This window comes from Streptomyces sp. NPDC003248, from assembly GCF_055563235.1.
The window spans coordinates 1-11,355 of the sequence record NZ_JBVHDT010000007.1 but is presented as its reverse complement, the minus strand read 5'-3'; the positions used below and the strand labels follow the sequence as shown (position 1 = coordinate 11,355).

The window sequence follows — 11,355 nt, the reverse complement described above, 5'->3', positions numbered from 1 at the left end:
TGAAGGCGTGCCCGATCATGTGGGCCTGCAGCCGGACATTTCCTTCCACACACTCACCGTAGCCGCGTGATCATGCAGCGTGGAGGGTTGCGCATATCCCGCCCCGCCGAAATTTCCGGTCACCGCGAGTAGCAACCGGCTCACTTTTCCTACCCGTTGACAACGTCCCGGTGTTGGACTGGACACGCGCCCCGGTGAACACCGCGGGCGCCCGGCGGCCGTCTCTCGTTCCCCCGTGGGAGATGGCCGCCACAAGCTCCCCGACCGCGAGCGCGAGGCACCAACATGACGACGCGCAGCACGCAGCCCTTCGCCGGTGCCTACCTGGACGCCCCGGCGGTTCACCCCGAGCGGCTGAGCCCGCAGCAGATCACAGGCCGCTCGTGCTGCTGGTGCAGCGGGACCCCGGACCCCAGGTACCCGGTGCCGATACTGCGCGGTGACACCTTGTTCGCCTGCGACCCGTGCGCGTCCATGTACGGCGTCCCGGCCGTTGAGGCCGGCCGGTGACCGGCGACGACTTCCCGGTCGCGCTGGACGACTGGACTGCCGGTGACTGGGCGGACTACCGGGCCCGGGTCGAAGACGGCGAGGGCAGCGCGCATGATCGACGCTGTCCAGCGGCGCCGCCGTCGCCAGGCGCAGAGCAAGACGTCGCAGGAGAAGAACGCCGTGCCCGGCACAGCGGGTACGGGTGACCTCGTACAGCTGACGGACCTCGAAGACAGCCATCTCCCAACTGCCCGACGAAGGGGATCTCCATGACGTACGGCAGTGGCACCTACGGCGAGCGCACCGCTGACGAACTCCGGCGCCCGCGCCCGCACCGTCGCCCTGTACTGGCACAACGGCCGCTCCCTGGGCCACACCTCTCGCACCGTGGAAGTCGCCCGCTACCTGCTGCGCTCGGAGCACCCGTACTCGGTTGCCGGGATCACCGGCGCCTGCCGCGGCCTGGCGGCGGGGGTGGCCAGGGCGGACGGCCGTCCGTGCCGGCACCGTGCGATCGGGAGCCGGTGGCGCCGGCTGGACGCCGGCCGACAGGCGCTGCTCACACTCGCCCACCTGCGCCACGGTCACCCGTACGCCCAGCTCGCGGCCTGGTTTCGGCATCGGAACCACGACCGCCTACCGGTACATCACCGAGGCCGTAGAGGTCCTGGCCGCACTCGCTCCCACCCTTGCCGAAGCGGTACGGACCGCTTCGTCGAAGGCGTTCGTCCTGCTGGACGGGACACTGCTGCCGACCGACCGGACCGCGGCGGACCGGCCCTCCTACTCGGGCAAGCACAAGAAGCACGGCATGAACGTGCAGATCCTCATGGATTCGGCGGGCCGGCTGCTGTGGGCCTCACCGGCCCTGCCGGGCGCGATCCACGACGTATGCCCAGGCGGCTCAAGTCCTGCTGCCGTCCCCCCCCGTTACCTTTTTCGTGGCTCCGCAATGGGGCCTCCGGCCTTCGGGTCCGGCATGACTTCCCCCTCCTGTTGTTGATGATCCGGGGGGTGGTGTCACCGGGTCCGGAGGCATCGACGGACCGCTGATGAGGGGCTTGAGCACCGGCTTCACCCGAGCCGGAAGAGCTCTCCGTAACGTGGATGTGGCAGCTCGATGCCCTGGCGAGGCCGGACGAAAGCGTGATGGAGGGGCCTGCACGTGATCGACACCGGCGACATCGACGTCTTCCTCGGCCTGGACGTCGGCAAGGGCGAACACCACGCCACCGCCGTCACACCGGCTGGGAAGAAGGCGTTCGACAAGCGGCTGCCCAACACCGAGCCCAAACTCCGCGAACTGTTCGCCAAGCTGCAGGCCAAGCACGGAACGGTACTGGTCGTGGTCGATCAGCCGGCCTCGATCGGTGCCCTGCCGCTGGCAGTAGCGAGGGACATGGACTGCCAGGTCGCCTACCTTCCGGGCCTGACGATGCGGCGGATCGCCGACCTCTATCCGGGTGAGGCGAAGACGGACGCGAAGGACGCGTTCATCATCGCCGACGCGGCCCGGGCGATGCCGCACACGCTGAGGGCGATCGACGGCGAGGACGAGGCGATCGCCGAGCTGGAAATGATCGTCGGGTTCGACGACGACCAGGCAGGCGAGGCCACCAGGGTCGCGAATCGGCTCCACGGCCTGCTGACCCAGATCCACCCGTCGCTGGAACGGGTCCTGGGGCCACGATTGCAGCACCCGGCCGTCCTCACGCTGCTGGAGCGGTTCGAGTCACCGGCCCAGATCCGCAAGGCCGGCCGACGCCGGCTGGTCACGCTGTTACGGCCGAAAGCACCGCGGATGGCCGAGCGGCTGGTCGAGGACATCTTCGCCGCCCTGGACGAGCAAACCGTCACCGTCCCGGGAATCGAGGCGGCCGCGCTGATCGTCCCGAGCCTCGCCGGATCCCTGGCCGCAGTCCTTGACCAGCGCCAGCTCCTGGCCGGGCGGATCGAGGAACTCCCGGAGGCTCACCCTCTTTCGAAGGTCCTGACGTCCATGCCGGGAGTCGGCGTCAGGACCGGAGCCCGCATCCTGATCGAGGTCGGTGACGGCAGCACCTTCTCGACCGCCGGCCACCTCGCCGCCTACGCGGGTCTCGCCCCGGCGACCCGGAGCTCGGGCTCCTCGATCCGCGGCGAACAGCCCTCCCGGAGAGGGAACAAGCAGCTCAAGAGGGCCTTCTTCCTCTCCGCGTTCGCTGCCCTGGGCGATCCGGCCTCCCGGGCCTACTACGACAAGAAGATCGCCCAGGGAAAGCACCACACCCAGGCCCTGCTCTGCCTCGCCAGACGCCGGGCCGACGTCCTGTTCGCGATGCTCCGCGACGGCACCTTCTACGAACCGCAGCCGTCGGCCGCAGTCACCTGACCTGCTGGTCTGCGAGGAGAACGACTCGATCAGCCTCGACATCGAAGCCAAGCACCGGATGGCCGTAGTCGCCCTCCGGGTCCATCAGCACCGGCTTGCCGAGCCGCCGCCCGATCTCCCGAAGGAACCCGCAGAACACATCCAGTCTCTCCTGGCCCTGCAACTCCCGCAGGTCGACGTCGAAGTCGACTTCATCGGCAGCATGGAAACGGAAGATCGCCAACACATCGGCAGTCGGCCAGACCCGCAGGTCAGGGCACTCGGCATCCGCCGGACGGGACAGCACGGCTTCCGCCCGGGGCACCGGAAGCACCAACTCTCCCTCGGAGTACTGGTACTTCCAGCCCCTCTCCGCGACCAGATCGAGGACGACCTGCCAGTCCTCCACCGAGGCATCCGGGATGCGCACGTCCGGCAGCGACCCCATCAAGTCCGGGTCGAAGAAGCACTTCACGTCATCCCACAGCAGATCAGCCACCCCGCCATGCTGCCCCGGTTCACCGACCCACCGCACCCCCGTTTCCCTTGACCAAAGACATAGGGGCACCCCCCAGAACTCCTCATGCAGCTCGGGAAGATCTCACTCGGTGGCAGCCGTGCCGGCTTGTACGCCGTGCGCCTGACGGAGGACGGTGCGGACCACCGTCTGGTGCTCTGTCAGCGAGGTTCGGAAGGTGCGGTCCGGATCAGCGGAGCTGCGTCCTCTATAGCAGAGCCGCTGTACAGGAAGACCCGGGCGGCCATGCTAGCGGCCGGCCGGGAGCAGAGAGCCACGGGGAACCAAGACGAAGCAGCGCAGTGGAACACGATGGCCCGTCAGCTACTCATGGCCAAGCGGGCGAGTCGGCGCGGAAACAGTGTCCGAACGGTCTCGGGCGGACTGCCGAAACTCGGCGAGCACGGGTGACCTGAAGGACGATCCGCCGCCTGGGGCGCGGCGCGGTGGGGGAAGGCGGCACGCGAACTGCCGCGCAGGCGGCGGACCTCCTCGACCGCGGGCGTGGAAAGCCCCCACGGCGTCAGACGGCATCCGTCGAGGCCGACCCACTGCGTGTGGCCGTGCAGTTGGATGCCGATCACGACACGGCGCCCGGTGCCGTCGCTGTCGCAGCGGATACGCAGCACGTAGCCGTCGACGACGAGCCGGTGCGGATCGTGCGCAACGTGTGGACCGAGCACCAGATGCGCGCCGTCCACGGGCTCGGGCAGCACGGCGTCCTGGTCCAGCAACACCCGCAGACAGTCGTGACTGCTCGGCTCGAACAGCACCTCGCCGGCCACCCGTTCGGCGTCCTCGGGCAGGCGCGCGGCGGCCGCGATGCCCTGGTCGGCCAGCGCGGCAGCGTTGGTGGTCGCAGAGTGGGCCCCGGACTCCAGCACTGCGCGCAGCCGCGGGGGAGTCCACGCCCTCCACGGAGAACTGGCCGACGGCGAGTTGCCGGACACGCTGCGGGTCCACGTCGTAGCCGACGAGATGGTGACCCACCTTGGCGGCGCATACGGCCAGGGGAAGCCCCAAGTAGCCCTGGCCAGCGACGATTATCTGTATATCAGCTACCTGATAGCGGTGCTTGAATGGACGGACTGTCGTTCTTGAACCGGTAAGGAGAAGCGTCGTGGCCCTGATGTCCGTCGTGATGCCCGGGTACAACTCGGCAGCGACGTTGAGCGCCGCGGTCCGGTCGGTGCTCACACAGACCCACAGCGACCTGGAGCTGCCGGTCACCGACGACCAGCCCTGCGATGGCTCCATGGACCTGCATCAGGGCGTAGGGACGAGACTGCGGAACCTGCGGCGGCTGTCCCGTCGGCCGTGCATCGTAGGAACCGCAATCACTGAGGCCCGCACTATCACTTCGATCATCTGGGAAATGACGAATGCCCTACGTAGAAGTCCGCGGCAACTCGATCCGCGTGAAGTGGTGGTCCGGCGAATACCACCTCGACGCCGACGGCAAGCCTACGAAGAGGAAGAGGCACGAGTCCGCCTCTGTGTCCGAGGACGGCGTCCCCTTCGCCGACGAGGAGGAGGCTCACAACTTCGGCCTCGACCGTGAGTCGGACGTACGCAACAACCGGCACAGGCCCCGTTCATCCGAACGCGTCGACATGGCCGCGTTCTGGCAAGGATGGACGGACGAGATCACGCCCATCGCCTACGACGGGTTCCGCCGGTACGTCGTCGGCAGATACTCGCACAGCTACCAGAAGGGTGTCCTCGGGCTGTTCAAAATGCTGATGGACGACGCCGTCGTGAAGTACAAGCTGCGCGACGAGTCGCCCATCGTTGAGCAGCGGCGCCGCGGCCGCTACGTCAAAAAGCAGACCCGCCGTGCCAAGCGCAAACTGTCCGTCCAGTCGGTGCACCAACTCGCCGCGAACGCGCACACGCTGTGGGGCTTCGCCGGCTGGGCTTACATCTGGACCATCGCTTTCACCGGTATGAGGCCGCCAGGGGAGACGTACGGGCTCCAGCGGGGTTACGCGTCGCCGCACTGGCCCCAGTCGGAGCCTGACGAGGAACTGCGGGAGGAGTCCGTCCAGCGGTACGAAGTCCTGCACGCGCTGCGGGTCCAGTACCGGGACGGGGCGGAGGAGCGCGGCACGTCGCCACGGTATGCCCGCTGGGCCTGCCCGGAGCTGCCGGCCGTGCCGGAGATGGCGGGGGAGGACATCTACCGGCTGCGGCACTGGGCGAAGGCGAAGCTGGATGAGCCGGGTGGCATTCCGCGGGTGGCGGTCGAGGCGCGGATGGGGCATGAGCTGCCGGGGGTGGAGGGGGTCTACTCCGAGGTGACGGTCGCGATGGAGGAGCGGATCGTGGAGTATCTCCAGGGCGTGTGGGAGAAGGAAGTAGTGGGTGCGGGGTTGTGGACGCCGATTTTTCCCATCCCGCTCCGAGATGATCTTCTGAATGCCGGTCCGCCGCTGTTCAGCGGCCTTCCTGTCCTGGAGTACGAATGATCGTCTGGGTCAACGGTGCGTTCGGCGCGGGGAAGACCACCACCGCACGCGAACTGGTCGACCTGATCCCGAACAGCACGCTCTTCGACCCCGAGGTCATCGGCGCGGCGCTCCCGCAGCTGTTGCCGGCCAAACGCCTCGCCGAGGTCGGCGACTTCCAGGACCTGCCGATCTGGCGCCGGCTCGTGATCGACGCGGCGGCCGCACTGCTGGGCGAACTCGGCGGCACCCTCGTCGTCCCCATGACCCTGCTGCGCCAGGAGTACCGTGACGAGATCTTCGGCGGCCTCGCCGCCCGGCGCATCCCCGTGCGGCATGTGCTCCTCGCCCCGGCGGAAACGATCCTGCGCGAGCGAATAGCCGGGCGGGACATCCCGCCCGACCTCCCCGACGGCGAGATGCGCCTACGGCAGTGGTCCTACGACCACATCGAGCCGTACCGCGCGGCCCTCGCCGCCTGGCTCACCGCGGACGCCCACCCGGTGGACACCAGCGACCTCACCCCGTACGAGACGGCCGTGCGCATCGCGGAAGCCGTCGGCAGCGGCGCGGTGCCCGCCTGCGACATCGTGCAGACCCCCGAACCCACCGGGGAGACGCTCGCCGCCGGCGTGCTGCTCTTCGACGAACGGGACCGGGTGCTGCTCGTCGACCCGACGTACAAACCCGGCTGGGAGTTCCCCGGCGGTGTCGTGGAGCCCGGCGAGGCCCCCGCGCGCGCGGGCATGCGCGAGGTCGAGGAGGAGACCGGCCTGCGCCTGGACGACGTACCGCGGCTGCTCGTCGTCGACTGGGAACGGCCGGCGCCGCCCGGCCACGGCGGGCTGCGTCTCCTCTTCGACGGCGGCCGGCTCGACCCGGCGGCGGCCGAGGGGCTGCTGCTGCCCGGGCCGGAGCTGCGCGCCTGGCGCTTCGTCACGGAGGACGAGGCGGCCGATCTGCTGCCACCGGTCCGCTACGAACGGCTGCGCTGGGCCCTGCGGGCGCGCGAGCGGGGCGCGGCGCTGTACCTGGAGGCGGGGGTCCCGGTCTGACGCGTCAGCCGGCGAGGCGCGCGCCGCAGGGCCTTCGCCGGGTCAGGAGGCGGCGCGCCGTAGTGCCTTCGCCGGGTATGGGGCTACGGGCGGACGGACCCCGTCCGGCGGGTGGGCGCCGCCCGCCGGAGAAGGGCTGTCGGCTCAGCTCGCCGCGTAGGTGCGCAGGAACAGGGCCTCCGCCACCGACAGGCGCTCCAGTTCCTCGGGGGAGACGCTCTCGTTGACCGCGTGGATCTGGGCCTCCGGCTCGCTCAGGCCGATGAGCAGGATCTCCGCCTTCGGGTACAGGGAGGCGAGGGTGTTGCACAGCGGGATGGAGCCGCCCTGGCCGGCGTACTGCATCTCCTGGCCCGGGTAGGCCACCGCCATCGCCTCGGCCATCGCCGCGTACGCCGGGCTCGCCGTGTCGGCGCTGAACGGCTGGCCCTGCCCGACCTGCTCGGTCCGCACCCGTGCGCCCCACGGGGTGTGCGCCTCCAGGTGGGCCAGGAGCAGCGCGGTCGCCTCGGCCGCGTCCTTGCCCGGCGGCACCCGCAGGCTGATCAGCGCGCGGGCGCTCGCCTGCACGGACGGGGTGGCGCCGACGACCGGCGGGCAGTCGATGCCGAGGACGGTGACCGCCGGGCGGGCCCAGATGCGGTCGGCGACCGTGCCGGAGCCGATGAGGCCGACGCCGTCGAGGACCTTGGCGTCCCGGCGGAACTGCTCCTCGTCGTAGTCCAGGCCCTCCCAGGCGGGGCCCTCGGTCAGGCCGTCGACGGTCGTCGAACCGTCCTCGGCGCGCAGCGAGTCCAGGACGCGGATCAGCGCGCCGAGCGCGTCGGGCGCGGCGCCGCCGAACTGCCCGGAGTGCAGGTTGCCCGCCAGCGTGTCGATCTGCACCCGCACCAGGGTCATGCCGCGCAGGGTGGTGGTGACGGTGGGCAGGCCGACGCGGAAGTTGCCGGCGTCGCCGATGACGATCGTGTCGGCCGCCAGCAGCTCGGGGTGCTGCTCGGCGTAGCGCTCCAGACCGCCCGTGCCCTGCTCCTCCGAACCCTCGACGATCACCTTCACGTTCACCGGGACGCCGCCGTTCGCCTTCAGGGCGCGCACGGCGAGCAGGTGCATGATGAAACCGCCCTTGCAGTCGGCGGTGCCACGCCCGTACCAGCGGCCGTCGCGCTCGGTCAGCTCGAAGGGCGGGGTGACCCAGCCGGCCTCGTCCAACGGGGGCTGCACATCGTAGTGGGCGTAGAGCAGGACCGTCCGGGCGCCCTCGGGCCCGGGCAGGAAGCCGTACACGGACTGCGTCCCGTCCGGTGTGTCGAGCAGGGCCACGTCCTGGAAGCCCTCGGCGCGCAGCACGGCGGCTGTCCAGTTCGCCGCGGCCTCGCTCTCGCTCCGGGGGAACTGGTCGAAGTCCGCCACCGACCGGAAGGACACCAGCTCGGTGAGCTCCGCCTTCGCCCGGGGCATGAGCGAGGCGACGGTCTCGGCGACCGGATTCGACGACATGGGCACGCTCCTTGTGGGTGCGACGTTGTACCGATGAGTGCCGTTGATCCTCCCACAGCGGGCCGTGGCGATCTCGGTCGTAGGATGCGGGGGACAGGTGCGGCAGGCGGCGTGATCGGGAGCAGTAGACCATCGTGAGCAGCGAGAACTCTTCGGCGGACGACGAGCGGCGGGTGTGGGACGTCGTCGTGGTGGGCGCGGGACCCGCGGGGGCTTCGGCCGCCTACGCGGCGGCGGTCACGGGACGGCGCGTGCTGTTGCTGGAGAAGGCGGAACTGCCCCGCTACAAGACGTGCGGCGGCGGCATCATCGGTCCCTCCCGCGACGCCCTGCCCCCCGGCTTCGAACTGCCCTTCCAGGACCGGGTGCACGCGGTGACCTTCTCCCACAACGGGCGTTTCAGCCGCACCCGCCGCTCCCGGCACATGCTGTTCGGGCTGATCAACCGGCCGGAGTTCGACCAGCAGCTCGTCGAGCACGCCCAGAAGGCGGGCGCCGAGCTGCGCACGGGCGTCACCGTGCAGCGCGTCGAGCAGCACGGCTCGGCGGTGCCGGACCGGCGGTCGGTCGCGGTCGTCCTCCAGGGCGGCGAGACGCTCCTGGCGCGCGCGGTCGTCGGCGCGGACGGCAGTGCCAGCCGCATAGGGGCGCACGTCGGGGTGAAGCTCGACCAGGTGGACCTCGGCCTGGAGGCGGAGATCCCGGTGCCCGAGACGGTCGCCGAGGACTGGAAGGGGCGGGTGCTGATCGACTGGGGCCCGATGCCCGGCAGTTACGGCTGGGTGTTCCCCAAGGGCGACACGCTGACGGTGGGGGTGATCTCGGCGCGTGGTGAGGGCGCCGCCACCAAGCGGTACCTGGAGGACTTCGTCGGGCGGCTCGGCCTGGCCGGCTTCGAGCCGAGCATTTCCTCCGGCCATCTGACCCGCTGCCGTGCCGACGACTCCCCGCTCTCGCGCGGGCGGGTCCTGGTGTGCGGGGACGCCGCCGGCCTGCTCGAGCCGTGGACCCGGGAGGGCATCTCCTTCGCGCTGCGTTCGGGCCGGCTCGCCGGGGAGTGGGCGGTCCGCATCGCGGAGGCGCACGACGCGGTGGACACCCGCCGCCAGGCCCTGAACTACGCGTTCGCGATCAAGGCGGGCCTGGGCGTGGAGATGAGCGTGGGCAAACGCATGCTGGCGCTCTTCGAGCGGCGCCCGGGTGTCTTCCACGCGGTGCTCACCGGCTTCCGTCCGGCCTGGCGGGCGTTCACCGACATCACCCGCGGCCGGACCACGCTCGGCGAGCTCGTCCGGACGCACCCGCTCGCCCAGCGCGCGCTGAACGCGATGGACCGGCGCCAGACGGGCGAGGACACCGGATCCACCACCTGAGCGGACGGACGGCCCGGATCACCGTCGGTCCAGATCACCGTCGGTGGGGATCGCCGTCGACACGTGACGCCCGTCCGGTCCGGGTCACCGTCGGTTCGTGACGGTGATCCGGAACACCGGGTGGTCCGGGGCGACGCGGCGCAGGTCGGCGTCGGCGGAGTCCGGGCCGACGCCCTGGAAGAAGACCCCGACCTCGGCCTTCCAGCGCTTGAGGTAGGCCCGCAGCAGCGGCACCTTCTCGTCGTCGCCGACCTCGACGGCGGTGAACTCCTCCACCGTCCGGCCGAGGCGCAGTTCGCCGCCGCCGGCCGCGCGCATGTTGCGCGTCCACTGGACGTGCCCGCGCGGGGCGACGAGGTACTGCCGCCCGTCCACGGTCAGCAGGTTCACCGGCGTGGTGCGCCACTCCCCGCTCTTGCGGCCGCGCACGGCCAGCACCCGCGAGCCCCACACGCTCAGGCCACGGCGGGTCAGCCAGGCCACGGCGCGGTTGAGGACGTTCACGGTCAGCCAGCCGGGCTTCCGGACGTGGGTGGTGGCGTGGAGGGTGGTGGACATGTCTGTGGCCTCCTCGGACGAAAGTGTGAGCACTGCTCTCGCTCGCTCATGGGAAGTCTGCACCGGATCGGCGCTCCATGGCAAGAGCAGTGCTCTCTTCTGTGTTCGGCGCTCTCCTTTGTGGGCACTGCTCCGCTTCCGTGGGACACTGGGCCCATGAACAGCAGCGCACGCGGGGTCCGCGCCCGCGCCCGGATCGAAGTCACCGCCGCGATCAAGGAGGAGGCGCGCAGGCAGCTGGCGGCGGAGGGCGCCGCCAAGCTCTCCCTGCGGGCCGTGGCCCGCGAGCTGGGCATGGTCTCCTCCGCGCTGTACCGCTACTTCCCGAGCCGCGACGACCTCCTCACCGCTCTGATCATCGACGCCTACGACTCCCTGGGCGAGAGCGCGGAGACCGCCCACGCCGCCGTCGCGGACGACGGGCCGGTCCGGCGCTGGGTCGCGGTCTGCGAGGGAGTGCGGGCGTGGGCGCTGGCCCATCCGCACGAGTACGCGCTCATCTACGGCTCACCGGTGCCCGGCTACAGCGCGCCGCAGACGACGGTCCCGCCCGCCGCCCGCGTCGGCACCCTCCTTCTCGGCATCGCACGCGACGCCCAGGACGGCCGGCCGCGGCCCGTCGAGCCGGCGCTCCCGGCCGACCTGCGCGCCGAGGCCGCGCGGATGGCGTCCGACCTCGCGCCCGACCTGCCGCCGGAGGTGGTCGCGGCGCTGGTCGCGGCCTGGGCCCAGCTGTACGGGCTGGTCGGCTTCGAGCTGTTCGGGCAGTTCCACCGGGTGGTGGAGGACCGCGAGCCGTTCTTCCGGCACGCGGTGACGCGGCTCGCCCACGGGGTGGGCCTGGCGTTGGCCGGGTGAGGGCTCCGGTGGCCGGGTGAGGGGTCCGGCGGGCCGGAGGCCGATGCCGTGCCGCCGGGCGCGCGCGACCGGGCGCGCCCGGCGGCGGCCTGGTCGTGGTCTCGGCGTGGCCTAGGGCCTGTTGCGAAAGTCCCGTCGTCCGCCCGGAGGGCGGGCCTGGCGGCGTCAGGTGCGTGCTCTCGGCGTGCCGGCCCCTGGCCCTCGT

At 71.0% G+C, this 11,355-nt stretch carries 10 protein-coding genes and 2 pseudogenes; 8 read left to right on the top strand and 4 right to left on the bottom strand.

Going from position 1 to position 11,355, the window contains the following annotated elements; all coding sequences use genetic code 11:
• Positions 1 to 285: 285 nt before the first annotated feature.
• The 3 genes and pseudogenes from ACZ3KJ_RS18295 (at position 286) to ACZ3KJ_RS18285 (ending at position 2,863) form a co-directional block, all read left to right on the top strand.
• Positions 286 to 510 (top strand): hypothetical protein, encoded by a 225-nt coding sequence (locus ACZ3KJ_RS18295; RefSeq protein WP_467528106.1) that lies wholly within the window; start codon positions 286 to 288, stop codon positions 508 to 510.
• A gap of 483 nt (positions 511 to 993) precedes the next feature.
• Positions 994 to 1,384 (top strand): annotated as a pseudogene (locus tag ACZ3KJ_RS18290) (transposase family protein); the annotation flags it as partial.
• Between the two features lie 273 nt (positions 1,385 to 1,657).
• On the top strand, positions 1,658 to 2,863 hold the full coding sequence (locus tag ACZ3KJ_RS18285; protein ID WP_467528104.1) for an IS110 family RNA-guided transposase: 1,206 nt from the start codon (positions 1,658 to 1,660) through the stop codon (positions 2,861 to 2,863).
• Here ACZ3KJ_RS18285 and ACZ3KJ_RS18280 read toward each other — a convergent pair.
• Together ACZ3KJ_RS18280 and ACZ3KJ_RS18275 are read right to left on the bottom strand one after the other, a co-directional pair.
• Complete coding sequence (locus ACZ3KJ_RS18280; protein WP_467528102.1) at positions 2,856 to 3,341, bottom strand: hypothetical protein; 486 nt, start codon at positions 3,339 to 3,341, stop codon at positions 2,856 to 2,858. The two genes, ACZ3KJ_RS18285 and ACZ3KJ_RS18280, sit on opposite strands and share 8 nt — an antisense overlap.
• Positions 3,342 to 3,679: 338 nt before the next feature.
• Complete coding sequence (locus tag ACZ3KJ_RS18275; RefSeq protein WP_467528100.1) at positions 3,680 to 4,243, bottom strand: hypothetical protein; 564 nt, start codon at positions 4,241 to 4,243, stop codon at positions 3,680 to 3,682.
• A gap of 236 nt (positions 4,244 to 4,479) precedes the next feature.
• Here ACZ3KJ_RS18275 and ACZ3KJ_RS18270 point away from each other — a divergent pair.
• The 3 genes and pseudogenes from ACZ3KJ_RS18270 to ACZ3KJ_RS18260 form a co-directional block, all read left to right on the top strand.
• A pseudogene (locus ACZ3KJ_RS18270) lies at positions 4,480 to 4,623 on the top strand (glycosyltransferase); the annotation flags it as partial.
• A 118-nt stretch (positions 4,624 to 4,741) separates the two neighbouring features.
• A complete protein-coding gene (locus tag ACZ3KJ_RS18265; protein WP_467528624.1) occupies positions 4,742 to 5,827 on the top strand; it encodes a hypothetical protein in 1,086 nt (361 codons plus the stop codon).
• On the top strand, positions 5,824 to 6,861 hold the full coding sequence (locus ACZ3KJ_RS18260; protein ID WP_467528098.1) for an NUDIX hydrolase: 1,038 nt from the start codon (positions 5,824 to 5,826) through the stop codon (positions 6,859 to 6,861). The genes ACZ3KJ_RS18265 and ACZ3KJ_RS18260 overlap by 4 nt, the downstream gene beginning before the upstream one ends.
• A 144-nt stretch (positions 6,862 to 7,005) precedes the next feature.
• Here ACZ3KJ_RS18260 and ACZ3KJ_RS18255 read toward each other — a convergent pair whose 3' ends face one another.
• Positions 7,006 to 8,361, bottom strand: coding sequence for a M20/M25/M40 family metallo-hydrolase (locus tag ACZ3KJ_RS18255; RefSeq protein ID WP_467528096.1), 1,356 nt, complete (start codon positions 8,359 to 8,361; stop codon positions 7,006 to 7,008).
• 134 nt (positions 8,362 to 8,495) lie between these two features.
• On the opposite strand from ACZ3KJ_RS18255, the gene ACZ3KJ_RS18250 reads away from it, so the two are divergent.
• The gene (locus tag ACZ3KJ_RS18250; RefSeq protein ID WP_467528095.1) at positions 8,496 to 9,734 is read left to right on the top strand and encodes a geranylgeranyl reductase family protein; all 1,239 of its coding nucleotides are present in this window, start codon (positions 8,496 to 8,498) and stop codon (positions 9,732 to 9,734) included.
• Positions 9,735 to 9,818: 84 nt separating this feature from the next.
• Here ACZ3KJ_RS18250 and ACZ3KJ_RS18245 read toward each other — a convergent pair whose 3' ends face one another.
• Entirely contained in the window at positions 9,819 to 10,292 is a 474-nt protein-coding gene (locus tag ACZ3KJ_RS18245; protein ID WP_467528093.1) for a nitroreductase family deazaflavin-dependent oxidoreductase, read from the bottom strand.
• A gap of 156 nt (positions 10,293 to 10,448) precedes the next feature.
• Here ACZ3KJ_RS18245 and ACZ3KJ_RS18240 point away from each other — a divergent pair, with 156 nt between their 5' ends.
• Positions 10,449 to 11,150 carry a TetR/AcrR family transcriptional regulator gene (locus tag ACZ3KJ_RS18240; protein WP_467528091.1) on the top strand — a complete coding sequence of 234 codons (702 nt, stop codon included), beginning with the start codon at positions 10,449 to 10,451 and terminating at the stop codon, positions 11,148 to 11,150.
• The last annotated feature ends 205 nt before the right edge of the window (positions 11,151 to 11,355 follow it).